This window comes from Streptomyces sp. NPDC050806, assembly GCF_055586425.1.
Genome location: NZ_JBVJIF010000006.1, coordinates 12,208 through 38,797, shown reverse-complemented (window position 1 = coordinate 38,797; position 26,590 = coordinate 12,208). Strand labels below are relative to the sequence as shown.

The following is a 26,590-nucleotide window of genomic DNA, read 5'->3' as shown; positions in this document are numbered from 1 at the left end:
CAGGCCCTTGGTCCCGAAACGGACATACCAAGGGCCTCGCCCAAAGCGCGCGTAACGGGGGGTTCGGTGACATGACGCACAGCGGATTTCGGGCCTACTAAAGGGGATAGGAAAGGCGGCGGCCGGTTTCGCGGGGCGCAGTTCCTCAGTGCCGTGGGACTTTTGGCAGGGGGGTGGCAGGGTCCTGCGGCAGGGCAGCCGAGGATCAAGGGAATGGCTGGTGGGAGCCGAATTCGGGGCCGGGGAGCGGCTCCGGAAAGAAGTCGGCGGGGATGTTTTGAAGCGAATGGAGGGGGTAGCGCAAGGGGCTGATTCCCACAGCTGTTGATACGGCGTGCGGTAGTAGAAAGGCCCCTTGGCAGGTCTGCGGGTGGGGGTTACCAAGGAATGGCGATCCCGGTTGGTCCCGGCCGGGAGTCTTTTCTTTCGGAGGTAATTCCCGCATGTCGAAGTTCTCCCTCACCCGGTATTCGAAGAAGCCCGCCCTGCGTACCCGCGCCACTGTTCTGGTGGCAGGCATGGGCGCCTCCCTCGCGCTGGGTGCCGGTGCTGCTTCGGCGATGGACGGCGGCGCGGTTTCGCTCCAGGGCCTCTCCACGGACGTGGGGAGCACGGTGAGCGCGCAGGCCGACGCGCAGAAGAAGGCGATCGACGCGGAGAAGAAGGCCAAGGCCGACCGCGCCAAGGCGGCCGCTGACCGGCACGAGCGTGCCCAGCGCCAGCTGCAGAAGACCAACGGCTGGGAGAAGCCGGTGGACAAGTACGGCATCGGCGAGAAGTTCGGTCTGGCCGGCAGCCACTGGTCGCACAAGCACAGCGGTCAGGACTTCGTGGTGCCCACCGGTACCAAGGTGAAGGCCGCGCACGAAGGCACCGTCGTCAAGGCGGGCCCGAATGGCGGCGGCGACGGCCCCGCGTACGGCAATGCCATTGTGATCAAGCACGGCCCGAACACGTACACCCAGTACGCGCACCTTTCGAAGGTCGAGGTCCAGGTGGGCCAGAAGGTCTCCGCCGGCCAGCAGATCGCCCTTTCCGGCAGCACCGGTAATTCCACCGGCCCGCACCTGCACTTCGAGGTCCGTACCGGCCCGAACTACGGCACCGGCATCGAGCCGGTGAAGTTCCTGACCGGCGAGCACGTGGACGTCTGAGCCGCCGGAAACCGAGAACTCAAGATGCCGCGGGATGATTCGCCGCGGTGACCAATTCGAGGGCGACTTCGAGGATGGCCTTGCGCTTCTCCTCGGGGTCGCCCTCGACGTTCTGCATGGCGAACATTCCGGCGTGCAGCGACACGAGCGCGGTGATGCAGCGCGCCTGGTCCGTCAGCTCGGCCTCCGGCTCCTTGAGGAGGCCGACCATCGTCAGCATCCGTTCCTTGAACGACTCGCCGATGCTGAGGTCGCGGACGGTGGCCTGGTTCTCCTGCATGAAGCGGAAGAGCGGGGCGGCGTCGCGCAGCGCCTCGCTGTAGCGGCGGACGACCTCCTGCTTCGTCTCCAGCGTGCGCGGCCGGCCGGCGGCCCACTCGATCAGCTCGTCGCAGGGCCTGGCCAGGTCCTCGAAGAGGCTGATGACGATGTCTTCCTTGGTCTTGAAGTGGTAGTACAGGGCGGCCTTGGTGACCTCCAGCCGCTCGGCGATCTCCCGCAGTGAGGTCTTCTCGTACCCCTGCTGGGCGAAGAGGTCCAGGGCCACGTCCTGAATGCGCTGCCGGGTGTTGCCCCTGCGCGCGTGTCCTGTGCCCATGGTGCTCTCCTACCTCGTCGGTGCCGGTCTCGCAGGCTATCCCTGGTCAGGCGGGGCGGAACAAAACTTACTTGACGCCCGGCTAGTTTGTCTCTTACCGTCCTCATCGTAAGCAAACTTGCCGGGCGGCAAGTAAGTACCTTGAACGGGGGAGTGATGGCCGCAACCCAGGCCGCCGCGCCGACGGACACCGGTGGCAGACAGCCCGCGAGTGTCCGTGTGGTGCTCTTCGCACTGATGATCGCGATGCTGCTCGCGATGCTCGACAACATGATCGTGGGCACGGCCATGCCGACGATCGTCGGCGAGCTCGGCGGCCTCGAACACCTCTCGTGGGTGGTCACCGCCTACACCCTCGCCACCGCCGCCTCCACGCCCATCTGGGGCAAGCTCGGCGACATGTACGGCCGCAAGGGCGTGTTCCTCGCGTCCATCGTGCTGTTCCTGATCGGCTCGGCGCTCTCCGGCATGGCCCAGGACATGGGCCAGCTCATCGCCTTCCGCGCGGTCCAGGGCCTGGGCGCCGGCGGTCTGATGGTCGGCGTCATGGCGATCATCGGCGACCTGATCCCGCCCCGGGAGCGCGGCAAGTACCAGGGCATGATGGCCGGTGTCATGGCCGTCGCCATGATCGGCGGCCCGCTCGTCGGCGGCACGATCACCGACCACCTCGGCTGGCGCTGGAGCTTCTACATCAACCTGCCGCTCGGCGCGATAGCCCTGGTCATGATCACGGCCGTGCTGCACCTGCCGAAGAAGCGCACGCAGGCCCGTATCGACTACGTGGGCGCCGCGCTGCTCACCATCGGCATCACCGCGCTCGTCCTGATCACCACCTGGGGCGGCACCGAGTACGACTGGCTGTCGGCGCAGATCGTCGGCCTCGGCGCGCTCGGCCTGGTCTCCCTCGTCGCCTTCGTGTTCGTCGAGCGCAAGGTCAGCGAGCCCGTCCTGCCGCTGCACATCTTCCGCAACGGCAACTTCTCGCTCGTCACCCTGATCGGCTTCCTGGTCGGCTTCGTGATGTTCGGGTCGATGACCTTCCTGCCGCTCTTCCAGCAGTCCGTGCAGGGCGCCTCGGCCACCAACTCGGGCCTGCTGCTCCTGCCGATGCTGCTGGCGATGATGGCCGTCTCGCTGGTCGCGGGCCGGATCACCACGACCAGCGGCCGGTACAAGATCTTCGTGGTGGGCGGCGGCGCGCTGATCACCGCGGGCCTCTTCCTGCTGTCCCTGATGGACACCGGCACCAGCCGCTTCACCTCGGGCGTCTACATGGCCGTGCTCGGCGCCGGCATGGGCTTCCTGATGCAGACGACCATGCTGATCGCGCAGAACAGCGTCGAGATGAAGGACATGGGCGTCGGCTCCTCCTCCGCCACGCTCTTCCGCACCATCGGCGGCTCCTTCGGTGTGGCGATCTTCGGCGCCCTCTTCACCCACCAGGTGCAGAACACCATGACCGAGCGGGGCGGCGCGGCCGCCGGCAAGGCCATGGAGGGCGGCGCGCAGCTCGACAGCAACGGGCTCGCGCAGCTCCCGGCGCCGCTGAAGGACGCGTACCTGCACGCCGTCGCTGACGGCACCCACCTGGTCTTCCTGTGCGGCGCCGCCATCAGCGTCATCGGCTTCCTCGCCGCCTGGTTCCTCAAGGAGGTGCCGCTGCGCGGCGGCCCGGCGGCGAAGCCGGCCGACGAGGAGCCGCAGGACGCCGCCCCGGTCGCGAAGGCGGAGCTTCCACAGGGCGTCTGACCCGGTACGACTTCCACAGGGCGTCTGACCTGGTACGACGTGAAGAACGGCCCCGGCACCGGCGAACGGTGCCGGGGCCGTTGTCAGTGGTGCGTGTCAGCATCGGAACGTGGACAACGCACCCGGCACGGCGCACCTCGCCCATCTGCGGCAGCTGCGCCTCGCCAAGGACGCGATGGACCGCGACTGGGCCGAGCCGCTCGACCTGGACGCGGTGGCCGCGCACGCCGGCTACTCCCGCTACCACTTCGTCCGCGCCTTCAAGGCGGTCTACGGCCGCACCCCCGGCCAGTACCTCAGCCGGCGCCGCATCGAGCGCGCCGAGCAGCTGCTGCGGACGGCCGACCTGTCCGTCACGGAGATCTGCACCCTGGTCGGCTTCACCAGCCTGGGCACCTTCTCGGCGACCTTCAAGAAGCAGACCGGGCTGTCGCCGAGCGCATACCGCAGCCGGCACGTCGGCCGCGGCTCCGCGCTCATACCGGGCTGCTACGCCCTCCTGTGGTCCGGCGGCTTCAGGAGCCCGGCCGGCCGCGGCCCGGAGGACCGCAATTCCGGAGAAGCGCGGTAGCGGGCGGCCTGCCTACGGTGACGGTGACGGCGGGCGACGCGGCCGGCGGCCGAGCCGCTCCGGAGCCCCGCCCCCTCTTCCTCTCCCATCCCTGCCAGGAGCACATCATGATCAAGGGTCTCGCCATCACGACCGTCTGGGTCCTCGACCAGGACCGGGCGAAGGAGTTCTACACCGAGAAGCTGGGCCTTGAGGTCCGTACGGACATGCGGATGGGCGGCGAGGACGGCATGCGCTGGCTGACCGTCGGCGCCAAGGACCAGCCGGACCTGGAGCTGACGCTGATGGTCCCGGGCGCGCCCGGCCTGGACCCGGAGTCGGCCGAGGCGATGAAGAAGCTGGTCAGCAAGGGGGTGCTGGGCGCCGGAGTGCTGCGCACGGACGACATCCGGGCGGAGTACGCCGCGCTGAAGGCCAAGGGCGTGGAGTTCCTCCAGGAGCCGCAGGAGCGCCCGTACGGCACCGAGGCGATCTTCCGCGACGACTCCGGCAACTGGTTCTCGCTGACCCAGCCCAGCGAGCGGCTGGACATGGACAAGAGCTGGGGCGACTGCGTCGAGGGCGGCTGACGGCGGCGCTCGCGGGCTGAGCGGCGGGCCCTTCCCGGCGCGCCGGCGCCCGCCGGGTCAGTCCTCCGGGCCGGGCAGCTGGATCACGGGGAAGCTGCCGGTGGCGGTCGGGGCGTTCTCGGGCAGCCAGAGGACGGCGACGGCGCCGCTCGTGCCGTCCACCGCGGCCTCCGCGTTGCGGAAGGTCAGCCGGGCCCCGAGGACCCGGGCCTGGCCGGCCGCGATGGTCAGGCCCAGGCCGTGGCCGCGGCCCGCCCGGTCGCTGCTGCCGGTACGGAAGCGGCTCGGCCCCTCGCGGAGCAGCGCCTCGGGGAAGCCGGGCCCGTGGTCGCGTACGCGGATCACCCGGCCCTCGACCGTGACCTCGACCGGCGGCCTGCCGTGCCGGGAGGCGTTGGCGATGAGGTTGCCGAGAATCCGCTCCAGGCGGCGCGGGTCGGTGCTGACCTCGGCGTCCCGCAGCACCTCGATCCGGATGTCCGGGCCGAGCGCCCGCACCCGCCGGCGGACGAACTCCCCGAGGTCGACGTCCTGCAGCTCGGCGCGCTCCGCGTAACCGTCCAGGCGGGCCACCTCCAGCACGTCCTCCACCAGCGTGCGCATGGCCTGCGCCCGGTCCCGTACCAGCTCGGTCGGGCGGCCCGGAGGCAGCAGCTCCGCCGCGGTGAGCAGCCCCGTGACCGGCGTGCGCAGCTCGTGCGCGATGTCCGCCGTCACCCGCCGCTCGGCCTCGATACGGGTCTGCAGCGCGTCCGACATGGCGTCCATGGCGTGCGCCAGCTCGTCCGTCTCGTCCCGTACCCGGCCCGGGATCTCGTCCCGTACGCGGACGGACGTGTCGCCCTCGGCGAGCTTGCGGGCCGCCGCTGCCGCCTTGCGCAGCCGCTTGGAGAGCCGGCCGCCGACCAGGACGCCCAGCGCGCAGCCGGCCGCCACCACCGAGATGGACCCGATGAACAGCGCCTGGTCCAGGTCGTTCAGGACGGTGAAGCGGTCGGGGAAGTCGTTGTGGAGGGAGAGCACCCGGCCGTCGTCCATCGGTGCCGCTGCCCACACCTCCGGCGCGGCCTCGCCGTTGTCCTCCAGGTAGGTGGCGCGCCGGCCCTCGGCGACCTCGGCACGCAGGTCCTTGGGCAGCTTGGGGTCGTCCAGCCGGGCGCCGAACTGGAGCCGGCTGGTGGTCTCGTAGATCCGCTGGGTGAAGTTCAGCCGCTCGATCTGCACGTCGCGGCTGTTGTCGAGCATGGAGACCCGGGCGGCGTTGTGCACGACGAGGCTCAGCGCGATCGCGACCAGCGCTCCGACGAGCGCGATCGCCGCACTGAGCTTCCAGCGCAGTCCCGTACGCAGAGGGAGTCCGACCACGCCGCGGTCAGCCTCTCAGCTTGTAGCCGAAGCCGCGGACCGTCTCGATGCGGTCCTGGCCGATCTTGCCGCGCAGCCGCTGCACGTGGACGTCCACGACCCGGGTGTCGCCGCCCCAGCCGTAGTCCCACACGCGCTCCAGCAGCCGGTCGCGGGAGAGCACCGTGCCCGGCGCGTCGGAGAACTCCAGCAGCAGCCGCATCTCGGTCGGCGTCAGCGCGACCGGCTCGCCGGCCCGCCGCACCTCCATGCCCTCGGTGTCCACCTCCAGGTCACCGAAGCGCAGCAGCCCGTCGTCCGCCGCCGGGGCGGTCTCCCGGCCCGCGCAGCTCCGGCCGTCGGGGCCGCTCGCGTGCCCGAAGCGGCGCAGCACCGCCCGGATCCGGGCGACCAGCACCGCGCCGTCGAAGGGCTTGGTGACGTAGTCGTCGGCGCCCGCTTCCAGGCCGAGCACCACGTCGATGGAGTCGGCGCGCGCCGACAGCATGATCACCGGGACCGTGGACTCGTCCCGGATCCGCCGGCACAGGCTGACCCCGTCCAGGCCCGGCACCATGACGTCCAGCAGGGCGATGTCGGGCCGGTCGGCACGGAACGCCTCCAGGCCCGAGAGCCCGTCGGGCATGGCCGTCACCGTGAACCCGTCCCGCTCCAGGGCGAGTTGGGTGGCCTCACGGATGACGTCGTCGTCCTCGACGAAGAGCACATGGGTCTCGGCCATGCGGGTTCTCAATCCTCCGATGGTGTCGCGCTGGGCTCGGTTCCGTCGCCGGTCTTGCTGTAGTCGGTGTAGTAGTGGGCGTACTCGCGGAAGCGGTCGTTCTTCCAGTGGTACGTCATCACATCCTCACCCGTGGGGCAGCAGACGGCGTCGTCGGTCTTGTAGGTCTGCTTGGTGATCTCCAGCTCGCCCTTGCTGACCGCGGCGTAGACCGGCGGCTCCTCGTTGGTGAAGACGTTCTCGTAGCCCTTGGCGCCCTTGCGGTACACGTACGACCCGATGCCGACGGAGTCCGCGCAGGTCATCACGTTGACGATGACGTCCGCCGTCTTGTTGCCGGTCAGCGGCGCGTAGGTGACGTCGATCGGGTACTCGTCGGCCGTGCACGGCTTGGCCAGCGTCTTCTTCACCTCGGCGCCGACCTTGGGGTCCTTGCGCAGCAGCTCCCGCGCGTCGACCTTCTTGTACGTCACCGACGACGAGGGGGAGGGCGACGGCGCATCGCTGCGGGCCCGGGACGGCACCGGCGAGTCGGCGGCCGAACCCTCGGACCGCACCCCGTCGCCGGTCGTCTCGCACCCGGCCAGCAGCAGCGCGATCGCGGCGATCCCCGCGAGGGCCGTGCCGGTCGCGCGCCACAAGGTCGCGGGCAGGCGCGAAGAAGCGGCCGGCCGCTTCCCGGCCGGTCCGCCGTCGGCTCCGCCGCCTCTGGTCACACCGCTCCTGCTCACCATGTGCCTGTCACCCGTCGCCGGCCCGCCGGCCGGCGGTGCCGCCGCCGGTCAGGCCGCGCACCGCTCCCGCCCCCGGCCGTCACGCTCCAGTACGCGCGCGTCGACCTCACGGTTCACCAGCTCCTGGCGCAGCCGGGCCAGCGCCCGGTGCAGCGTGCTCTTGACCGTCCCCGTGGACATGCCCAGCGCCGCCGCGGTCTCCTCCGTACTCATCTGCTCCCAGTGTCGCAGCACGACGACGCTGCGCTGCTTGGGAGCCAGTACCGAGAGGATGTCCATCAGCAGGGCGCGGTCGGCGCGCTGCTCGCTGCCGTCGTCCACGCTCGCGTCCGGGAGCTGCTCGGTGGGCACCTCTTCCAGCTTGCGCGCCCGCCACCACTCGGTCCGCGTGTTGATCATGACGCGGCGCAGGTAGGCGTCGGCGAGGGACTTGTCGGCGATGCCGTCCCAGCGGCCGTACGTCCGCACGAGTGCCGTCTGGAGAAGGTCCTGGGCGTCGACCGGGTCGGGCACCAGACGCCGGGCGCTCCGCAGCAGGGCATCCTGCCGAGTGCGCACGTACTCTTCAAAGTCCAGTACCTTGCCGCCGCTGGTCGCCATACCGACGCCTCCGTTCCTCCGTCTGCGTTCCCCACGTTGTGTGTGCCGGTGGTCGCGGGCCGGGCGCCGTACGTCTGTCGGCGCGGCCCTCATGTCCAGCACGGAAGAGGACGCTACGGAGGGGGTGTTGCGGCGTCATGCGCGGCTGCCCCACAGCGAACGCACGGGAATCCGTCGGTTGTGTAACAGCGGCGCGGGGCTCCTCCTCGCGGGGGACGGAAGCCGCCTGAACGTCATCCCCCAGAGGGAGGACGGGCCCGCCGGACGGCGGGTTCCACGGGACGCGGGATTCATCGGCACCGGTGCTGCCCGGACCGGCGGGGCGCGCCGGTCCGGACCGCGTCGGGCCGGAACGGATCAGGTCAGCGGGAGCCGGTACAGGCCGTCCGGGAGGGGCTCCACCAGGCCGTCGGCGACCAGCCCGTCCAGGGCACGCGCCCGCTGGACCGGCTCGTGCCACACCGCGTCCAGCCGCGCCTGCGGCACCGGCGCGACCGCCTCGCGCAGCACGGCCAGCAGCTTGCCGCGCACCTGGCGGTCGGTGCCCGCGTACGTCTGGACACGCCGCGGCGGGCCCTCGTGCTCGGGAGAACCGGCCAGCCGCCAGGCGCACTGCGCGGCGACCGGGCAGCGCACGCACTCGGGGCTGCGCGCCGTGCACACCAGTGCGCCCAGTTCCATCGTGGCCGCGGCCCACTTGGCGGCGGTCGCCTCGTCCTCGGGCAGCAGCGCGCGGGCGAGCTTGCGTTCGGCGGCGGTGGTGGCGTTCGGCGGGTACTGGCGGCCGGTGACCGCGCGGGCGAACACGCGGCGGACATTGGTGTCCAGGACGGCGTGCCGCTGCCCGTACGCGAAGGAGGCCACCGCCGCCGCGGTGTACTCGCCGACGCCGGGCAGCGCCAGCAGCTGGGCGTGCTCGCGCGGCACGTCGCCGCCGTGCCGCTCCTTTATCGCGGAGGCGGCGGCGTGCAGCCGCAGGGCGCGCCGCGGGTAGCCGAGCCGGCCCCAGGCGCGCACCGCCTCACCGGACGGTTCGGCGGCCAGGTCGGCCGGGCGGGGCCAGCGGGCGAGCCACTGCTCGTAGACCGGCAGCACCCGGTTGACGGGCGTCTGCTGCAGCATGAACTCGCTGACCATCACGCCCCAGGCACCCGCCTCGGGGCGGCGCCACGGCAGATCGCGGGCGTGCTCGTCGAACCAGTCGTTGACCGGCTCGTGCAGCCGCCGGCCGGCCCTGTCGGCGGCGTCGGCGGCATCCGTGGCGATGCCGGTGGCGGAGGCGGCGGCAAGGGCGGAGGCGGCGGCGGGCTCGGCGGGGCGCGGCGCCGGGGTCCCGGCGGTGCGTCCGTTGCCGGGCTCCACGGCGGCGTCGCCGGCGGGCTGGGCGGGGGCAGGAGTGGAAGTCATGGCACCGTCGATCCTGACACGGTGCCGCGCGGCGGTGAAACGACCCGGCCCCGTGCCGCCCGTTGTGCACCTGCACGTGGTACGCCGACTGCTGCAACGGGGCGTGCGCGGGACCGCCGGGCGGGGCGGCCGGGCCGGGGGAAGTGGGCAGGTCGGGGGCGCGGTGTGCGGCGGCGGGGCGGGTGCGTGGCGATCGGGGGCCGCGGGCGTGGCGACGGGGGGCCGCATCCGCCGCCCGGCCGGCGGGCGAGGATGCTCCCATGAACCAGAGCACGCCCCCGGACCGTCCCTGCCCGCCCGAGATCCTGCGGGCCCTGGCCGACCACACCACCATGACGCTCGCCTACACGGACGAGGACGGGCCGCAGGCCTGCGCCGTCCTGTACGCCGCGACCGACGGCCCGGACCCCGTCCTCCTCTTCGTCACGTCGGAGTCCACCCGGCACGGCCGGGCCCTGGCAGCCGGGCACCCGGCGGCCCCGGTCGCCTTCACCGCCCAGCGCGACGACCAGGAGTGGTCGGGCCTGACGGGGATTCAGGGGCGTGGCACATGCCGCCGTCTGGACGGTGCGGAACGCCGCCGGGCGTGGCGCGCGTACGCCGACCGCTTCCCCTACGTCGCGCTCAGCCCCAAGCTGCGCAGCGCCATGGACCACACCGCCTTCTGGGAGCTCCGCCCCGGCTGGCTCCGCCTGATCGACAACGCCCGGGGCTTCGGCCACAAGGAGGAATGGACCGACGCCGGCGCACCGCCCGCCGGCCCCGACGCCTCCGCCGGCGGATTCGGCCAGTAGGGGCGCGGCGCTCCCGTACGAGGGTCGCCTCGGGACGAACGGGTACTCAGGGTGCGACAGCGGACGAAAGCGCACGCACTGAGGGAGGCGGCATGGCGGCGAGCGGCCACGCGACGAACGGCAGCCTCGCGCACCGGCTCATCGCGGACCACCTGGTGGACGGCGAACCGGAGCCGGGCAGCGAGATCGGCCTGCGCATCGACCAGACTCTGACCCAGGACGCCACGGGCACGCTGGTCATGCAGGAGCTGGAGGCCATCGGCCTGGACCGGGTGCGCACCGAGGTGAGCGTGCAGTACGTGGACCACAACATCCTCCAGGCCGACGGGCGCAACGCCGAGGACCACGCCTTCCTCCGCTCGGCCGCCCGCCGATCCGGTTCTCACGGCGGTCAATGTCACCCGGGACGAGCGATACCGCCTCCGGCACCGCCTTCCGCCCGGCCGCCGCGCCTCCGTACGGGCCGGCGGAGTGATCCCGGCCCTGGCGGCGGGGGAGTCGGGGGAGTCGGGGAAGCCGGGGGAGTCGGGGCCTAGCGTCGTATGTGCGCGACGAATGCGGCCCAGGTGTCGGCCGGGAAGATGAGCACGGGGCCGTGCAAAACCTTGCTGTCGCGGACGGGGACGAGTCCGGGGAGGCCGAGGGCGGTCTCGACGCAGTTGCCGCCGTCCTGGTTGCTGTAGCTGCTCTTGCGCCAGTGCGCAGTGCTCAGGTCGAGGGGGGCTCGCATCGCGTGTGCTCCTTCATGGCCGCTCGGATGAACGCCGCGGACTCCGGTGGGGAGAGTGCGTACGCCTTGAGGGCATCGTAAGCAGCCTTCCGCTTCTCGACGGCTACCTCGTCGTCGATGAGTTGGCCGGAGTAGCCACCCTCTTCGTAAGCGAGGAGACGCCTGTGCGGAAGCGTCAGGAGAGTGAGCGGAATGTTCAGCAGCGCGTGCTCACCGTGCTGGGAGGGCAGCACCTGGATCCGTACGCGGGTGGCTTCCACCTGCGGCAGCAACGCGCCCAGTTGTTCACGCATGACTTCTGGCCCGCCCACCGGACGCCGGAGGACTGCCTCTTCGAGGATCACCCACACCCGGGGCGCGACAGGTGAGCGCAGGAGATCCTGACGGGCCAACCGGGCCGTCACCTTCTCCTCGATCTCGGCGTCCGGCGCTTCGAGGGCACCTACTCGCAGCATTGCTCGCGCGTAGCCCTCGGTCTGGAGCAGGCCGGGCACGGTCTGCGTCGCGTACTCCTCGACGACCTTGGCCTGCCCCTGCAGCTCCATGAACCGGCGGTACTTCCCCGGGTGCGGCTCCCGTCGTGCCAGCTCGTACAGACGGGCAAAGTGGCCGTCCGTACCGAAGGCGGCGTCGAGCGCGGGCGGGAGGCCCGGCGGGATGGAGCGGTCGGCCGTCTCGACGTTCCCCAGGTGCGTCTTGCTGTAGCGGACGATCTCGGCGAGCTGGGCCAGCGACAGACCGGCACCCAGCCGCTCGCGCCGCAGCTCCGAGCCGAAGAAGTCACGGGCCGACCGGCCGGGGAACAACTCGCGGGGTTCCGCCGCCATCTGCGGCCTCCTCTGTCCTCATGGCCCGCTGCGGACGCGCGACGGGTTCCGACCGTAGCGCCGGAGCGCAAGCCTTTCCTCACGGACGGTGATTTTCCGCACGGAAGGTGGAGCGCATGGGAGTGGCGGAGGAGAAGGGGACGGTCCCGGTCAGGGGCTCGTTCGCGGTGGACGCGCGAACGGGGGAGGTCGGCGAGGTCATGGACGTCATCGAAGGAACGGTGTGGCTGCGGCCACCCCGCGGCGGCTGCGAGTGGGAGGTGCCGGGCGCCGCCGCGCGGCCCGCCACCGCCGCCGAGGTACTGAGCGCCAAGGTCGCACAGGCGAACTCCGGTCAGCGCTGGGGCCGGTGACGGGCTCCGCGTCTCGTGGCCTGCCGCGTCAGCGGCCTATGTGCGCGACAAAGGCGGACCAGGCGTCGGCCGGGAAGAACAGCGCCGGACCCTGCGGGTCCTTGCTGTCGCGGACGGGGACGCCGTGGGGCGTGTGGTCGGCGACCTCAACGCAGTTGCTCTGCGGATTGCTGTAGCTGCTCTTGCGCCAGTTGGTCAGCGGCAGGCCGGTCGGAGTCTTCACGGGTGTACTCCTCAGTCGCGTGCGGTCCATGTCGGGTGAACGTTTCCTCGCACCCGGTTCGCATCGTACGTATGTCCGACGTCGCGTCATAGGGTGCCGGGGCGGTCGCCGTCGGACTCGTGCCGCAGGGCCGCGCGGAGGGGGAATCGCGGGAGTTGACCAGGGAGAACCAGGCTGATGATGGGAAAAGTCGGGGGTGCGTCGGCGGGTACTGGCTGGCATCGGGGCTGATCTCTCGTACAGTTTCCGCGTGGGATCTCTGCGCAATCCGATCGGGCCGCTTCCCTCCTCCATCTACTGGCGACGGAGGGCGGTCGCGCTCGCGATCCTCGCACTCCTCGTACTGCTGGTGGTGTGGGCCGTCAGCATGGGCAACACCAGTGGTGACGGCGGCTCGAACGACAAGGGGTCGGCCGGCGGTCCCGCCACGTCCATCACGCCGGGTCCCAACGCCACCGACTCCGGCATCAGCCAGAAGCCGGGCGGCCGCGACGAGGCGGGCGACGGCGGTGGCGACGGTGACGCCGACGCGGGCTCCGGCGGGGCCGGGAGCGGCGGTTCGGGCGGCTCCGGCGGCGGTACGGGCGGCGGTACGCCCATCGGTGAGGGCGGCGGTACGGGCTCCGGCGCGGGTGCCGGCAGCGGTGGCGGCGTCCTGGTGCCGGGCGGCTCGGCGCTCGCCGACTGCCAGGGCTCCGACGTCGAGTTGAAGCTGCGCAGCAGCAAGAACTCCTACGGGCCGGACGACCGCCCGAAGTTCGAACTGACCGTCAAGAACTCCTCGGACCAGGACTGCAAGGTCGACCTCGGCCACAAGTCCGCGGTGCTGACGATCAGTCACACGGACAGTGACGACCACCTGTACGCCTCGGACGACTGCCCGCCGAGCACCGGCCCGGCGCCGCTGAAGGTGCCCGCAGGGGCGACCCTCACCCGGACCGTCGAGTGGGACCGCAAGCCCACGGCCCCGCAGTGCGCGACGCCCACCGCCAAGACGGCCAAGGCGGGCACCTACCTCGCCGAGCTCACGGTCGACGGCCTGAAGCCGGACAGCACGTCCTTCGTCCTCGCGAAGGACTGACGGCGAAGAAGGAAGCGGCCGGCCCCGTACGGACCGGCCGGCGGGCCCGGCGGGTCAGACGTAGCGTTCCAGGATCGAGGACTCCGCGAGGCGGCTGAGGCCTTCGCGGACCGAGCGGGCGCGGGCCTCGCCGACGCCGTCCACCGTCTGGAGGTCGTCGACGCTGGCGGCGAGGAGCTTCTGCAGGCCGCCGAAGTGGTCGACCAGGCGGTCGATGACCGCGCCGGGGAGACGGGGCACCTTGGCCAGCAGGCGGAAGCCGCGCGGGGAGACCGCGGAGTCCAGGGTCTCGGGCGAGCCGCTGTAACCGAGGGCGCGGGCCACGATCGGGAGTTCGAGCAGCTCGGTGTGGGAGAGCGCGTCCAGCTCGGCGAGCGCCTCGGCCACCGTGCGGGACCGCTTGGCCGTCGGCTGGGGTACGTAGTCGCGGACGACCAGCTCCCGCTCCGGCTCGACGCCCGCGATCAGCTCGTCCAGCTGGAGGGAGAGCAGCCGGCCGTCCGTGCCCAGCTCGACGACGTACTCGGCGATCTCGGTCGCGATCCGGCGGACCATCTCCAGGCGCTGGGCCACGGCGGTCACGTCGCGGACCGTCACCAGGTCCTCGATCTCCAGCGCGGAGAGCGTGCCGGCGACCTCGTCCAGGCGCAGCTTGTACCGCTCCAGCGTCGCGAGCGCCTGGTTGGCGCGGGAGAGGATCGCGGCGGACTCTTCGAGGACGCGGCGCTCGCCGTCCACGTAGAGCGCGATCAGGCGCATGGACTGGCTGACCGAGACGACCGGGAAGCCGGCCTGGATGGAGACCCGCTGCGCCGTACGGTGCCGGGTGCCGGTCTCCTCGGTGGCGATGGAGGCGTCGGGCACGAGCTGGACGCCGGCCCGCAGGATCTTGGTGATGTCCTTGTCGAGCACCAGCGCGCCGTCGAGCTTGCACAGCTCGCGCAGGCGGGTGGCGCTGAACTCGACGTCGAGGACGAAACCGCCGGTGCACATCGACTCGACGGTCTTGTCGAAGCCGAGCACGATGAGACCGCCGGTGTTGCCGCGGAGGATGCGCTCCAGTCCGTCACGCAGTGCCGTGCCCGGTGCGACCGCGCTCAGCGAGGCGCGCATCAGACTGTCACCGCCGGAGCTACCGCCGGACCTTCCGGGGGACGACGCCCGGTCGTTGGCTGCCACTGCACTCCTCCGTCGCAAGGTCTGTCGGTGCCGCAGCCCGCCCGGAGCTGCCGTGGCCGCGTGAGTACGTCGCGGGCGCGATCTGCGGCAGGACTGCGTTGACGGGCGAGACCAGGGCAAAGTCTACCGGCGACGCGCCGTTTACCTAGGGGAGTCCCGTCCGGGCGGCGCGGGGCGGCACCCGCCCGGCGCACCGGAGGCGGCCTCCGCGGCTCAGCGGCCGCTCAACGACCGCTCAGCGGGGACGCCTCCGCCTCCTCCGCCGCACCCTCCTTCCGCGCCGGCTCGCGGGGCGGGCGGCGGGGAAGCACGCGCAGCGCCTCGCCGACGTCCGCGACCTCCCGGACCCGCATGCCCGCCGGGATCTTGCCCGGATCGGCCGGCACCAGGGCGTGGGTGAAGCCCAGCCGCGCCGCCTCGGCGAGCCGGCGCTGCACGCCCGTGACCCGGCGGACCTCGCCCGCGAGGCCGACCTCGCCGATCGCCACGAGGTTCTTCGGCAGGGGCGTGTCGGACGCCGCGCTGGCCAGCGCGAGCGCCACGGCCAGGTCGGCGGCCGGCTCGGACAGCTTCACGCCGCCGACCGTCGCGCTGTAGATGTCCCGCTTGCCGAGCGCGGAGATCCGGCCGCGCTGCTCCAGCACGGCCAGCATCATCGAGACCCGGGAGGTCTCCAGGCCGGAGGTCGTCCGCCGGGGGGACGGGATCTGGGAGTCGACCGTGAGCGCCTGGACCTCGGCGACCAGCGGGCGGCGGCCCTCCAGGGTGACGGTGAGGCAGGTGCCCGGCACCGGCTCGTCGCGGCGGGTCAGGAAGAGGCCCGAGGGGTCGGCCAGGCCGGTGATCCCCTCGTCGTGCAGCTCGAAGCAGCCGACCTCGTCGGTGGCTCCGTACCGGTTCTTGACGCCCCGTACGAGGCGGAGGCGGGCGTGCCGGTCGCCCTCGAAGCTCAGCACGACGTCGACGAGGTGCTCCAGCAGGCGGGGGCCCGCGATGTTGCCGTCCTTGGTGACGTGGCCGACGAGGAGCGTGGACATCCCGCGCTCCTTGGATGCGCGGATCAGCGCCCCGGCGACCTCGCGGACCTGGGCCATGCCGCCGGGCGCGCCGTCGATCTCGGGCGAGGCGACGGTCTGGACGGAGTCCAGGATCAGCAGGGAGGGCTTGACCGAGTCGAGGTGGCCGAGGACGGCGGAGAGGTCGGTCTCGGCGGCGAGGTAGAGGTGGTCGTCGATGGCGCCGATGCGGTCGGCGCGCAGCCGCACCTGGCTCGCGGACTCCTCACCGGTGACGTAGAGCGTGCGGTGTTCGTCGCTCGCGGCCTTGGCGGCGACGTCCAGCAGCAGCGTGGACTTGCCGACGCCGGGCTCGCCGGCGAGCAGCACCACGGCACCGGGGACGAGACCGCCGCCGAGCACGCGGTCCAGCTCGGCCACGCCGGTGGAGCGGGCCGTGGCCTGCCGGCCGTCGACCTGGCCGATGGGCAGCGCGGCCGTCGTGACCCGGCCCGGCGCCGTCGTGCGGACGGCGGCGCTGCCGCCGGTCTCCTCGACCGTGCCCCACGCCTGGCACTCGGGGCAGCGGCCGAGCCACTTCGCGGTGGTCCAGCCGCACTCGGTGCAGCGGTAGGAAGGGCGGTCCTTGGCCGGGGATTTGCGGGTTGCCATGGGAGCCACCGTAGCCGTGGGGTCCGACAACGCGGCCGGGCACGGTACGGACGACGTGCGGTGAGGGACAGGAGGCGGAGAGCGGCGGATGACACGTTCCGGGTGGCAGTGGCCATGGATACGCGTGTGGGGGACGTTACGGATCGGACGCCTGTCCCCTTTTGAGGGAGAACGTCACCCGAAAGAATTAAAAGCCGCCAACCGGCCCTGACCGGTCACCGTCGCCTGTCTACGGTCGCCGGGTGATGAGCAGCAGGCCCGGACATCCGACACAGACCACTGCCGCACCGCTCCGCGCGCCCAGGGCGGAGCGGGACCGGCGGCAGGGCCGGGCCGGCCGTGCCGCCCGGTCCGACCGCCACGACCGGCACGACCTTTCCACCGAGCGCTACGAGCCCTACGTGGACGGACTGTTCACGTACTGCCTCTCCGTGCTGTGCGAGCACGGCGCGGCGACCGAGGTGCTCGGCGAGGTGCTCGCGCTCGCCGAGCGGCAGCACGGGCGCCGTCCGTCCGACCCCGCGCTGTACCGCCCGTGGCTGTACGCGCTGGCCCGCTGGGCGTGTCAGCGGCGGCTCGCCGACCCGGACGCGCGCCCGGAGCCCGCGGCCGACGACGAGACCGATCAGCGGCGCGAACTGGCCGCGCTGGCCTGGCCGGAAGCGGCCGGTACGACACCGGAGCAGCGCGAGGCGCTGGAGCTGTCCGTACGGCACGGGCTCGGCTCCCGCGAACTGGCCGCCGTGCTCGGCATGGAGCCGGTCACGGCCCGCGCCCTGCTCTCCACCGCCGCCTGCGAGGTGGAGCGCACCCGCGCGGCGCTCGCCGTCGTCGAGTTCGGCCGCTGCCCCGACGTGGCCCGGCTGGCCGGGGACGCCCGGACGCTGCTGGGCACGGCGCTGCGGCGGGAGCTCGTACGGCATGTCGACGCCTGCGAGGAGTGCCGCCGTACGGCCGAGCGGGCGACGGCGGGCGGGCCCTGGCCCGGGGCCGAGCCGGTGGCGCAGGGGCCGCTGCCGATGGTCACGGCGCCGCGCGCCGCGGCCCGCGTCGCGATGCGCGCGGCCCTGCGGTCGCGGACCGGGCGGGCGGTGGAACCGCTGGAGAAGGGGGCGCAGGGGCGCACGAAACGGGCGGTCGGCGTAAACGGTTCTGCACCCCGCTACGACCGCGACGGCTTCCCCGTCGGGGCCAAGGACCGGGCGGCCCGCAATGCCCGGCTGCGCAGCCGGGCGCTGACGACGACCGTGGTGGCCACGGTCCTGGCGGCGCCGGTGCTCGCCCTCTGGGCGGCGTACCGGGGCGCCCCGCTGACCGGCGAGACGGACGGCACCTCCGTCAGCGCGGGCGACACCGAAGGCGACCGGCTGGGCTCACGTCCGTACGAGAAGGCGGGCAGCGCGCAGACCACGCCCGATCCCCGGTTCGGCCCCGGCAGCCACTCGCCGGACGTGTCGGTGGAGGTCATCGGCGCGCAGGGCGAGCGGCTGGGGGAGGCCGTGCCGAGCCCTTCGAGGTCCCGCACCGGGCCGGGGCGGCTCACCGTCGCGGCGCAGCCGAGCGGCGACCTCACCCTCATCACGCTGTCCGCCTCCGGCGGGACGCCCGTGCGGTGGGCGGCGCACACCGGTGCGCCGTGGCTCCAGTTCAGTACGACGGCGGGGGTGCTGCAGCCGGGGGAGACGACGACGGTCAGGGTGTACGTCGACCACGACCGGGAGCCGGCGGGCTACTGGCGGGCCCGGATCACCGTGGACCCGGCGGGGTCGGTGATCACGATCGAGGGGCGGGGCGCGACGCGGCCGGACCCCGGAGGGCCGCGGCCGACGCCCACGCATCCGCCGACGGACCCGACGCCCACGCCGCCCGACCCGACGCCGCCCGACCCGACGCCGTCCGACCCGTCGCCGAGCGATCCGCCGCCGTCCCCGACGCCCACGCCGACGCCTTCGGAGCCGTCGCCGAGTGATCCGCCGCCCAGCTCGACGCCGCCGCCGTCGGATTCGGGCAGCCCGGCGGGCTGAGGCCGCGAGGGGCCGCCGGAGGGTGCCCCGGTGGGGAGGGCGCCCCGGTCCCGGCCCTTCCCGAAGCCGGGGGCGCTGACCCCGGGCCCCCGGTCCTCAAGCGCCGGCCGGGCTGGATCGGGCCGGGCGGGCCGGCTCCTGAGGGGGCTGGGCCGATTTGCCGACGGGCCGGGACCGCCGGGGGTGGAGGGCGGCCGGTCGGGGCGGTCAGCCCTTCGGGACCACCGGCATCGGCAGCAGCACCGGGTCCGCCGGGTGCGGGGCCATCGGGCGTTCCATGGCCAGGCGCTCCTCGCAGAGCTCCGCGAGGCGGTCGTAGCCCTCCTTGCCCATCAGCTCGATGAGCTCGGGGGCGTACGACTGGTACACCGCCTTCGACGCGCCGTGCGCGGACGTCGCCGAGGTGCACCACCAGTTCAGGTCGTGGCCGCCGGGGCCCCAGCCGCGGCGGTCGTACTCGCCGATGGTGATTTCGAGGATGCGGGTGTCGTCGGGCCGGTCGATCCACTCGTAGGTGCGGCGGACCGGGAGCTGCCAGCACACGTCCGGCTTGGTCTCCAGCGGCTCGCGGCCCTCCTGGAGGGCCAGGATGTGCAGCGAGCAGCCGGCGCCGCCGGGGAAGCCGGGGCGGTTCTGGAAGATGCAGGAGCCCTTCCAGCGCCGGGTCTGGCGCTCACCGTCGTCCTCGTCCTCCTCGACCCAGCCGGTCGTGCTGCCCACGTCGTGGAACTGCCAGATGTCCGGCGTGAGCCGCGCCACGTGCTCGGCGACCCGCTCCTCGTCCTCCTCGTCGGAGAAGTGCGCGCCGAGCGTGCAGCAGCCGTCGTCGGCGCGGCCCGCCTCGATACCCTGGCAGCCGCCGCCGAAGACGCAGTTCCAGCGCGAGGTGAGCCAGGTCAGGTCGCACTTGAAGACCTGCTCGTCGTCGGCCGGGTCCGGGAAGGTGACCCAGGCACGGGCGAAGTCGAGGCCGACCTCGTCGGTCACCTCGTCGGACGCCGCCCCGCGCGCCTGCTGCTTTTCGAGCTTCTTGAGGGCTTTTTCCTGCTTCGCCTTTTTCGTCTTCGCCACATCCCCAGCCTAAAGGCGTCACGGGGCCGCAGTAGCTTTCTGTGTATGCGACTCGGTGTTCTCGACGTGGGTTCCAATACGGTGCATCTGCTGGTGGTGGACGCGCACCCCGGCGCGCGCCCGCTGCCCGCCTGGTCCCACAAGGCGGAACTGCGGCTGGCCGAACTCCTCGACGAGGGCGGGAACGTCGCCGCCGCGGGCGTCGACCTGCTCGTCGCCACGGTCCGTGAGGCGATACAGGTCGCGGAGGACAAGGGCGTCGAGGACGTACTGCCGTTCGCGACCTCCGCGATACGTGACGCACCCAACGGCGAGGACGTGCTCGCGCGCGTCGCCGAGGAGACCGGCGTCACGCTGCGGGTGCTCTCCGGCGAGGACGAGGCGCGGCTCACGTTCCTCGCGGCCCGCCGCTGGTTCGGCTGGTCGGCCGGGCGGCTGCTGCTCCTGGACATCGGCGGCGGTTCGCTGGAGATCGCGTACGGCCTGGACGAGGACCCGGACGCGGCGGTCTCGCTGCCGCTCGGCGCCGGCCGGCTCACCAACAGCGACCTGCCCGGCGACCCGCCGGACCCGGAGGCCGTACGGGCGCTGCGGCGCCGGGTGCGCGCCGAAATCGCGAGAGTGGTGAGCGACTTCACACGCTTCGGGACGCCGGACCACGTCGTGGCCACCTCCAAGACCTTCAAGCAGCTGGCCAGACTCGCCGGCGCGGCCCGCTCGGCGGACGGCCTGTACGTACAGCGCGGGCTGAGCCGGGCGACGCTGGAGGAGTGGGTGCCCCAGCTGGCCACGATGACCGCCGACAAGCGCGCCGGACTGCCCGGGGTCTCCGAGGGGCGGGCCCGCCAGCTGCTGGCCGGGGCGCTGGTCGCGGAGGCCGCGATGGACCTCTTCAAGGTGGACGAGCTGGAGATCTGCCCGTGGGCGCTGCGCGAGGGCGTCATCCTGCGGCGGCTGGACCATCTGCCGAACGGCGAGCCGGGCTGAGCGAATCGAGCCCGTCCGGCGATCGAGAACGAGCCCGAAGGGCGATCAGGGGCCGCGGGGAACCGCGCGACCGGTCACCGCGGCGGCGCGCCCGCCCACGGCGCCCCAGGGGCACCCCCGAATGGCGACCCGCTCCCCCGCGCAAAGCGCGGCCCCGTACCCTGTCCCTCGTGACGGAGCCAGTGGTGCGCATCCCGGATGCGAAGGTCGCCCTGTCCACGGCGTCGGTGTATCCGGAGTCGACCGCGACGGCCTTCGAGATCGCCGCACGCCTGGGGTACGACGGCATCGAGGTCATGGTCTGGACCGATCCGGTCAGTCAGGACATCGAGGCGCTGCGCCGGCTGTCCGACTACCACGGCGTGCCGGTGCTGGCCGTCCACGCGCCGTGCCTGCTGATCACTCAGCGCGTGTGGTCCACCGACCCGTGGACCAAGCTTCAGCGGGCCCGGAACGCGGCGGAGAAGCTGGGCGCCTCCACGGTCGTCGTGCACCCGCCCTTCCGGTGGCAGCGCAACTACGCCCGGGACTTCGTGCGCGGAGTGTGGCGCATGGAGAACGAGACGGACGTGAAGTTCGCCGTCGAGAACATGTACCCCTGGCGCTACCGCGACCGCGAGATGCTGGCGTACGCGCCGGACTGGGACCCCACCAAGGACGACTACCGGCACTTCACCGTCGACCTGTCGCACACCTCGACCGCCCGGAGCGACGCGCTGCACATGGTGGACCGGATGGGCGACCGGCTGGCCCACATCCACCTCGCCGACGGCAGCGGCTCCAACAAGGACGAGCACCTGGTCCCGGGGCGCGGCAAGCAGCCCTGTGCCGAGCTGCTGGAGCGGCTGGCGGCCACCGGCTACGACGGGCACATCGTCATCGAGGTCAACACCCGCCGCGCGCTCTCCGCCGCCGAACGCGAGGCCGACCTCGCCGAGGCCCTCGCCTTCACCCGGCTCCACCTGGCCTCGCCGAACCGGGTGTACGGCTCGTGACCGCGCCCCGCGGGGGCGCTTCCGGGGCGGCGCCGAGACGGCGCGGCCGCCCCTCCCGTACGGAGGGCACGACGGGCCCCGGCGCACGGGAGCGGATCCTCACCGCTGCCCGTACGGAATTCTCCGAGCGCGGGTACGACAAGACCTCCATCCGCGGGATCGCCAAGGCGGCGCAGGTGGACCCGGCGCTGGTGCACCACTACTTCGGCACGAAGGAGCAGGTCTTCGGCGCCGCCATCGAGGTAACCATGGAGCCCGCGCTGCACCTCCCCGACGTGCTGGCGCAGGGCGCCGACGGCATCGGCGAGCGGTTCGCGCGGTACTTCCTGAGCATCTGGGAGAACCCGGCGACCCGCGCCCCGCTGCTCGCCGTGGTCCGGTCAGCGGTGACCCACGAGGCGGCGGCGAAGGTGCTGCGCGGCGTCGTACTGCGGCGGATGCTGGAGCGGGTGGCGGCGGAGCTGGCCGTGCCGGAGCCGCGCCTCCGTGCCGAGCTGGCCGCAGCGCAGCTGGTCGGCATCACGATGCTGCGGTACGTCGTCCGGGTCGAGCCGCTGGCCTCGGCCGACCCCGAGGACATCGTGCGGATGGTCGCGCCGACGCTGCAGCGGTATCTCACGGAGGCGTGAGCTGCCGTTCCGCGCACCGGGTCGTGGCGGGATGTGTTCCGTCCCGTCCGCATGGCGATCGCGCATCTCACATTCCGGAGGGACTGTCCAGATCTTGGATCGGAGGCGTAGTCTCGGATCAGCTGATATGTGACTGCCGTGACGTGACTGCGCCGCAGGCCGGAGGCCCGGCGCAGGGCCCCGCGAGGCGCCTGCGTGGCGGCGAGTCCACCGAATCCCAAGGGAGTGACCATCGTGCCTGAGCTGAGGTCCCGCACCGTTACCCACGGCCGCAACATGGCGGGCGCCCGTGCCCTTATGCAGGCCTCGGGCGTAGCGGGCGCGGACATCGGCCGGAAGCCGATCATCGCGGTGGCCAACAGCTTCACCGAGTTCGTGCCGGGCCACACCCACCTCGCGCCGATCGGCCGGATCGTCTCCGAGGCGATCCAGGAGGCGGGCGGCATCGCCCGGGAGTTCAACACGATCGCCGTGGACGACGGCATCGCGATGGGCCACGGCGGCATGCTCTACTCGCTGCCCTCCCGCGACCTGATCGCCGACTCCGTGGAGTACATGGTCGAGGCGCACTGCGCCGACGCCCTGATCTGCATCTCCAACTGCGACAAGATCACCCCGGGCATGCTGATGGCCGCGATGCGGCTGAACATCCCGACGGTCTTCGTCTCCGGCGGCCCGATGGAGGCCGGCCGGGCCACGCTGGTCAACGGCACGGTCCGCAAGCTGGACCTGATCGACGCGATCTCCGACGCGGTCAACGAGAACGTCTCCGACGAGGACATCCTCCGGATCGAGAACAACGCCTGCCCGACCTGCGGCTCCTGCTCCGGCATGTTCACCGCCAACTCGATGAACTGCCTGACCGAGGCCATGGGCCTGGCCCTGCCGGGCAACGGCTCCGTGCTCGCCACCCACACCGCCCGCAAGGCGCTGTACGAGCGTGCGGGCCGGACCGTCGTGGAGATCACCAAGCGCTACTACGAGCAGGACGACGAGACTGTCCTGCCCCGTAACGTCGGCTCCCGCGCCGCCTTCGAGAACGCCATGGCGCTGGACATCGCCATGGGCGGCTCCACCAACACGATCCTGCACCTGCTGGCCGCGGCCCAGGAGGCGGGCCAGGACTTCGGCCTGGACGACATCAACGAGGTCTCCCGCCGCGTCCCCTGCCTCTCCAAGGTCGCGCCGAACGTCGCGCCGCAGGGCACGTACTACATGGAGGACGTGCACCGCGCGGGCGGCATCCCGGCCATCCTGGGCGAGCTGTTCCGCGGCGGGCTGCTGAACGAGGACGTGTCCTCCGTGCACGCCGACTCGCTGGCCGACTGGCTCAAGGAGTGGGACATCCGCGGCGGCTCGCCCTCCCCGGAGGCCGTCGAGCTGTTCCACGCGGCGCCCGGCTGCAAGCGCTCGGCGACGGCGTTCTCCCAGTCCGAGCGCTGGGACTCGCTCGACACCGACGCGGCGAACGGCTGCATCCGCTCCGTGGCGGAGGCCTACTCCAAGGACGGCGGCCTGGCCGTGCTGCGCGGCAACCTCGCCGTGGACGGCTGCGTCGTGAAGACCGCCGGCGTCGACGAGTCGATCCTGGTCTTCGAGGGCCCCGCCGTGGTCTGCGAGTCCCAGGAGGAGGCCGTCGAGCGCATCCTGAACAAGCAGGTCAAGGAGGGCGACGTGGTCGTCATCCGGTACGAGGGCCCCAAGGGCGGCCCGGGCATGCAGGAGATGCTGTACCCGACCTCCTTCCTCAAGGGCCGCGGCCTGGGCAAGGCCTGCGCGCTGGTCACCGACGGCCGCTTCTCCGGCGGCACGTCCGGCCTGTCCATCGGCCACGCCTCCCCGGAGGCGGCCGCCGGCGGCACCATCGCGCTGGTCGAGGACGGCGACCTGGTCAAGATCAACATCCCGGAGCGCTCGATCGAGCTGGCCGTGGACGAGGCCACGCTGACCGCCCGCCGCGAGGCCCTGGGCGGCGTCTACGCGCCGAAGAACCGTGAGCGCAAGGTCTCGCAGGCCCTGCGCGCCTACGCCGCGATGGCCACCAGCGCCGACCGCGGCGCGGTCCGGGACGTCAGCAAGCTCGGCTGACCCCACGCTGCCGCACACGCCCCCGGCGTACGGACCTCCGTACGCCGGGGGCGTTCGCGTACCGGCTACCAGCGGCCGGGACGCTCCGCTTCCACGCCGAAGACCGTGCCGTCCGGTGCCGAGGCGAAGATCCGGCGCCCGGCCGGGTCCGGCACCGGCGACGGCACCGTCTCCAGGAAGCCGCCGCGCCCCGTGGCAATCCGCGGCTTCGTCTGCCCGAGCATCGCCCCGCGCCGGGTGTCCACCGCCAGCAGCCGCCCGTCGGGCGCGCTGAAGTACAGCCGGTCACCGGCCACCACCGGCTGCGAACCGCGGCTGACGGAGGTCTCCACCGACCAGGTACGCGCGCCCACCGCCTGCAGCGTGCCGCCGTAGGCCAGCAGGTAGACCGTCCCGCCGCGCACCATGGTGAGCGCGTCGTCCAGCGGCGCCTGCAGCCGGTACCGGCGCACCGTGCCGCGCTCCGGGTCGTACCGCACCACCGCCTCCGTACGGGAGTCCGGCGCGGCCGCGGTCAGGAAGAGCGCGCCGTCGCTGCCCGGCCCTGCCGGGGTGAGCGCCCCGGGCAGCGCCTTCTCCCACCGGACGGCCCCCTTGGCGAGACCGATCGCCGTGACGAGGGTGCGCCCGCCGTCCTGCACGGTGGCCGTGTACGCGGTGGACCCGCCCCCGTAGGTACGGAAGCGGGGCAGTGCGTGCCCCGGGAAGGCGCGGCTCCACCGCTCCTCGTGCGTCCGGCTGTCCAGCGCGGTGACGGTGCCGTCGGCGGCCGTGAGCAGCACGGCGTCGCCCACGACGGCGACCTGCCCGTGGTACGCGGAGACGTCCTTGGTCCAGCGCCGGGCGCCCTTGCCGTCCGCCGAGGGGTCGAAGGCGTCGAGCCGCTTGCCGTCGGCGGACAGGGCGTACAGCAGCCCGCCGGAGAACACCGGAGCGGCCGGTGGCAGGTCGGTGTCGGCGGCGGGCCCCGCGGGCAGCCGCCACGTCACGGCGCCGTGCTCCGGCTCCAGGCGCGCGGCCCGTACGTCCCGCTGCGCGCAGAAGAGCGCCGGTGCGGCCTTCGCTGCGGAGGGCGCGGTGCGCGGCGTGAAGGAGCAGAACGGCATCTCGGCGGCGTGGCCCGGCGGCCGGTCGAGCAGCGCGGTGCGCCACGGGTGGAACGGTTCGGCCGTGCCCGTCGCGCCGGACTTCACCTCCGGGGCGTCCGCCGGGAGCAGCGCCCGTACGCCGAGGAAGCCGCCCCCGCCGACGGCCACGGCGGCGACCGCCGCCCAGACCGCCCAGCGGCGCGGCCGGCGCGGCGCGGGGGAGCCGGCGGCCGGGGAGGCGTCCGCCGGGGGCGGCGTCGCCGGTGGCCTGGCCCGCACGTGGGTGGGGACGGCCTCGGAGGGGGCGCGCTGGGCCGGTATGCGCAGCGCCCCGTCCGGGACGGCGGCCACCGGCTCGGGCCCGGCCGCCTCGGGCGCGGCCATGGCGGCCACCGGATCGGGCCCGGCCGGCGCGGACACCGGCTCGGGTGCGTCGAGGGTCGAGTCGGGCTCCAGGAGCGACTCCGGGCCGTAGAGGGAGCCCGGGCCGGAGAGGGGGCCGGTGGCGAGCGCGGCGGCGGGCGGCTCGTGCAGCGGGCCGAGGTTCAGCTCCGTCGGCAGGTCGACGCGGAGCCGGGCCATCAGCTGGCTCGGCGTCGGGCGGTCCGCCGGGTCCTTCGCCAGACAGCTGCGCAGCAGCGGCGCCAGCTCCTCCGGCACGCCCGCGAGGTCCGCCTCGTCGTGGACCACCTGGTACGCGACGAGGTACGGGCTCTCGGAGTCGAACGGGCCGCTCCCGGTCGCGGCGTGCACCAGTACCGAACCCAGCGCGAACACATCCGCCGCCGGTCCCACTTCGCGCGGCCGCTGGAACTGTTCGGGCGCCATGAAAGGCGGCGTCCCGATCAATTTGCCGGTTTCCGTCCGCATTTCACTGTCGGACGGCCGGGAAATGCCGAAATCGATGACTTTCGGGCCGTCCGGCGCCAGCAGGACATTGCTCGGCTTCAGATCGCGGTGCACCACGCCCGCACGGTGGATGTCGCGGAGCGCCTCCGCCAGTCCGGCGCCCAGTTTCCGTATCTCGTCCAGGGCCAGCGGGCCGTTCCGCTTCACATGGGAGGAAAGCGTGGGGCCGGGAATGTAGAGCGTCGCCATCCACGGGCGTTCGCTGTCCGGATCGGCGTCCACGACCGGCGCCGTGAACGCGCCGCTGACCCGCCGCGCCGCCGCCACCTCCTGGCGGAACCGGCCGCGGAACTCCGGGTCCTGCGCGAATTCCCCGTGCACCACCTTCACGGCGAGCCGCAGTCCGGACGCCGAACGCGCCAGGTGCACCACGCCCATACCGCCCGAACCGAGCAGCTTTTCCAGCCGGTAGTTCCCCGCGTATTCCGGATGCTCCGCTTCCGGTCCGACACCGGAACTCCGCAGCGGCGGCAT

Annotated in this window: 26 protein-coding genes; 13 read left to right on the top strand and 13 right to left on the bottom strand. The window is 72.8% G+C overall.

Annotated features, from left to right (window positions below; translation table 11 throughout):
• Nucleotides 1-443 precede the first annotated feature (443 nt).
• Nucleotides 444-1,154, top strand: a complete 711-nt coding sequence (locus ACZ6WH_RS19455) for a M23 family metallopeptidase (protein WP_469729671.1) — start codon at nt 444-446, stop codon at nt 1,152-1,154.
• 19 nt (nt 1,155-1,173) lie between these two features.
• Here ACZ6WH_RS19455 and ACZ6WH_RS19450 read toward each other — a convergent pair whose 3' ends face one another.
• Complete coding sequence (locus tag ACZ6WH_RS19450) at nt 1,174-1,752, bottom strand: TetR/AcrR family transcriptional regulator (RefSeq protein ID WP_361552526.1); 579 nt, start codon at nt 1,750-1,752, stop codon at nt 1,174-1,176.
• 156 nt (nt 1,753-1,908) lie between these two features.
• Here ACZ6WH_RS19450 and ACZ6WH_RS19445 point away from each other — a divergent pair, with 156 nt between their 5' ends.
• From ACZ6WH_RS19445 to ACZ6WH_RS19435, 3 genes are all read left to right on the top strand, one after another.
• Nucleotides 1,909-3,504 carry an MDR family MFS transporter gene (locus tag ACZ6WH_RS19445; protein WP_469729670.1) on the top strand — a complete coding sequence of 532 codons (1,596 nt, stop codon included), beginning with the start codon at nt 1,909-1,911 and terminating at the stop codon, nt 3,502-3,504.
• Between the two features lie 109 nt (nt 3,505-3,613).
• Complete coding sequence (locus tag ACZ6WH_RS19440) at nt 3,614-4,075, top strand: helix-turn-helix transcriptional regulator (RefSeq protein ID WP_432857540.1); 462 nt, start codon at nt 3,614-3,616, stop codon at nt 4,073-4,075.
• Nucleotides 4,076-4,182: 107 nt separating this feature from the next.
• Nucleotides 4,183-4,644 (top strand): VOC family protein, encoded by a 462-nt coding sequence (locus tag ACZ6WH_RS19435; protein ID WP_361552521.1) that lies wholly within the window; start codon nt 4,183-4,185, stop codon nt 4,642-4,644.
• Nucleotides 4,645-4,701: 57 nt separating this feature from the next.
• On the opposite strand, the gene cseC is transcribed toward ACZ6WH_RS19435, so the two are convergent.
• The 5 genes from cseC to ACZ6WH_RS19410 form a co-directional block, all read right to left on the bottom strand.
• Nucleotides 4,702-6,009 (bottom strand): two-component system sensor histidine kinase CseC, encoded by a 1,308-nt coding sequence (gene cseC / locus ACZ6WH_RS19430; RefSeq protein WP_469729669.1) that lies wholly within the window; start codon nt 6,007-6,009, stop codon nt 4,702-4,704.
• A gap of 7 nt (nt 6,010-6,016) precedes the next feature.
• Entirely contained in the window at nt 6,017-6,730 is a 714-nt protein-coding gene (cseB, locus tag ACZ6WH_RS19425; protein WP_469729668.1) for a two-component system response regulator CseB, read from the bottom strand.
• A gap of 8 nt (nt 6,731-6,738) precedes the next feature.
• Nucleotides 6,739-7,446, bottom strand: coding sequence for a hypothetical protein (locus ACZ6WH_RS19420; protein WP_469729667.1), 708 nt, complete (start codon nt 7,444-7,446; stop codon nt 6,739-6,741).
• Between the two features lie 66 nt (nt 7,447-7,512).
• Nucleotides 7,513-8,064, bottom strand: a complete 552-nt coding sequence (locus tag ACZ6WH_RS19415; RefSeq protein ID WP_469729666.1) for a SigE family RNA polymerase sigma factor — start codon at nt 8,062-8,064, stop codon at nt 7,513-7,515.
• A gap of 357 nt (nt 8,065-8,421) precedes the next feature.
• Nucleotides 8,422-9,471: an HhH-GPD family protein gene (locus ACZ6WH_RS19410; RefSeq protein WP_432857548.1), complete on the bottom strand. Its 1,050-nt coding sequence runs from the start codon at nt 9,469-9,471 to the stop codon at nt 8,422-8,424.
• Nucleotides 9,472-9,731: 260 nt separating this feature from the next.
• Here ACZ6WH_RS19410 and ACZ6WH_RS19405 point away from each other — a divergent pair, with 260 nt between their 5' ends.
• Together ACZ6WH_RS19405 and ACZ6WH_RS19400 are read left to right on the top strand one after the other, a co-directional pair.
• Nucleotides 9,732-10,265, top strand: coding sequence for a pyridoxamine 5'-phosphate oxidase family protein (locus tag ACZ6WH_RS19405; protein ID WP_469729665.1), 534 nt, complete (start codon nt 9,732-9,734; stop codon nt 10,263-10,265).
• A 92-nt stretch (nt 10,266-10,357) separates the two neighbouring features.
• Nucleotides 10,358-10,801: a hypothetical protein gene (locus ACZ6WH_RS19400; RefSeq protein WP_469729664.1), complete on the top strand. Its 444-nt coding sequence runs from the start codon at nt 10,358-10,360 to the stop codon at nt 10,799-10,801.
• Here the strand turns inward: ACZ6WH_RS19400 and ACZ6WH_RS19395 are convergent.
• Both ACZ6WH_RS19395 and ACZ6WH_RS19390 read right to left on the bottom strand, forming a co-directional pair.
• Nucleotides 10,798-10,995 (bottom strand): DUF397 domain-containing protein, encoded by a 198-nt coding sequence (locus tag ACZ6WH_RS19395; protein WP_469729663.1) that lies wholly within the window; start codon nt 10,993-10,995, stop codon nt 10,798-10,800. The two genes, ACZ6WH_RS19400 and ACZ6WH_RS19395, sit on opposite strands and share 4 nt — an antisense overlap.
• Nucleotides 10,974-11,822 carry a helix-turn-helix domain-containing protein gene (locus ACZ6WH_RS19390; RefSeq protein WP_469729662.1) on the bottom strand — a complete coding sequence of 283 codons (849 nt, stop codon included), beginning with the start codon at nt 11,820-11,822 and terminating at the stop codon, nt 10,974-10,976. The genes ACZ6WH_RS19395 and ACZ6WH_RS19390 overlap by 22 nt, the downstream gene beginning before the upstream one ends.
• A gap of 116 nt (nt 11,823-11,938) precedes the next feature.
• On the opposite strand from ACZ6WH_RS19390, the gene ACZ6WH_RS19385 reads away from it, so the two are divergent.
• Nucleotides 11,939-12,175, top strand: a complete 237-nt coding sequence (locus ACZ6WH_RS19385) for a hypothetical protein (RefSeq protein WP_469729661.1) — start codon at nt 11,939-11,941, stop codon at nt 12,173-12,175.
• A gap of 28 nt (nt 12,176-12,203) precedes the next feature.
• Here the strand turns inward: ACZ6WH_RS19385 and ACZ6WH_RS19380 are convergent, their stop codons facing one another.
• On the bottom strand, nt 12,204-12,398 hold the full coding sequence (locus tag ACZ6WH_RS19380; protein ID WP_469729660.1) for a DUF397 domain-containing protein: 195 nt from the start codon (nt 12,396-12,398) through the stop codon (nt 12,204-12,206).
• Nucleotides 12,399-12,648: 250 nt separating this feature from the next.
• Here ACZ6WH_RS19380 and ACZ6WH_RS19375 point away from each other — a divergent pair, with 250 nt between their 5' ends.
• Complete coding sequence (locus tag ACZ6WH_RS19375; protein WP_469729659.1) at nt 12,649-13,479, top strand: hypothetical protein; 831 nt, start codon at nt 12,649-12,651, stop codon at nt 13,477-13,479.
• Between the two features lie 54 nt (nt 13,480-13,533).
• On the opposite strand, the gene disA is transcribed toward ACZ6WH_RS19375, so the two are convergent.
• Entirely contained in the window at nt 13,534-14,658 is a 1,125-nt protein-coding gene (gene disA, locus ACZ6WH_RS19370) for a DNA integrity scanning diadenylate cyclase DisA (RefSeq protein WP_361552494.1), read from the bottom strand.
• A gap of 224 nt (nt 14,659-14,882) precedes the next feature.
• Nucleotides 14,883-16,325, bottom strand: coding sequence for a DNA repair protein RadA (gene radA, locus ACZ6WH_RS19365; protein ID WP_469729658.1), 1,443 nt, complete (start codon nt 16,323-16,325; stop codon nt 14,883-14,885).
• Between the two features lie 245 nt (nt 16,326-16,570).
• Between radA and ACZ6WH_RS19360 the strand changes: the two genes are divergently transcribed.
• Nucleotides 16,571-18,349, top strand: a complete 1,779-nt coding sequence (locus tag ACZ6WH_RS19360; RefSeq protein ID WP_469729657.1) for an RNA polymerase sigma factor — start codon at nt 16,571-16,573, stop codon at nt 18,347-18,349.
• A gap of 207 nt (nt 18,350-18,556) precedes the next feature.
• Here the strand turns inward: ACZ6WH_RS19360 and ACZ6WH_RS19355 are convergent, their stop codons facing one another.
• Nucleotides 18,557-19,420, bottom strand: coding sequence for a DUF3109 family protein (locus ACZ6WH_RS19355; protein ID WP_469729656.1), 864 nt, complete (start codon nt 19,418-19,420; stop codon nt 18,557-18,559).
• A gap of 45 nt (nt 19,421-19,465) precedes the next feature.
• Here ACZ6WH_RS19355 and ACZ6WH_RS19350 point away from each other — a divergent pair, with 45 nt between their 5' ends.
• From ACZ6WH_RS19350 to ilvD, 4 genes are all read left to right on the top strand, one after another.
• The gene (locus ACZ6WH_RS19350; protein ID WP_432857570.1) at nt 19,466-20,407 is read left to right on the top strand and encodes a Ppx/GppA family phosphatase; all 942 of its coding nucleotides are present in this window, start codon (nt 19,466-19,468) and stop codon (nt 20,405-20,407) included.
• A gap of 170 nt (nt 20,408-20,577) precedes the next feature.
• The gene (locus tag ACZ6WH_RS19345; RefSeq protein ID WP_361552480.1) at nt 20,578-21,402 is read left to right on the top strand and encodes a sugar phosphate isomerase/epimerase family protein; all 825 of its coding nucleotides are present in this window, start codon (nt 20,578-20,580) and stop codon (nt 21,400-21,402) included.
• Nucleotides 21,399-22,031 (top strand): TetR/AcrR family transcriptional regulator, encoded by a 633-nt coding sequence (locus ACZ6WH_RS19340; RefSeq protein ID WP_469729655.1) that lies wholly within the window; start codon nt 21,399-21,401, stop codon nt 22,029-22,031. Before ACZ6WH_RS19345 ends, ACZ6WH_RS19340 begins: the two co-directional genes overlap by 4 nt.
• A gap of 234 nt (nt 22,032-22,265) precedes the next feature.
• The gene (gene ilvD, locus ACZ6WH_RS19335) at nt 22,266-24,119 is read left to right on the top strand and encodes a dihydroxy-acid dehydratase (protein WP_432857574.1); all 1,854 of its coding nucleotides are present in this window, start codon (nt 22,266-22,268) and stop codon (nt 24,117-24,119) included.
• 65 nt (nt 24,120-24,184) lie between these two features.
• Here ilvD and ACZ6WH_RS19330 read toward each other — a convergent pair whose 3' ends face one another.
• The gene (locus ACZ6WH_RS19330; protein ID WP_469729654.1) at nt 24,185-26,590 is read right to left on the bottom strand and encodes a protein kinase domain-containing protein; all 2,406 of its coding nucleotides are present in this window, start codon (nt 26,588-26,590) and stop codon (nt 24,185-24,187) included.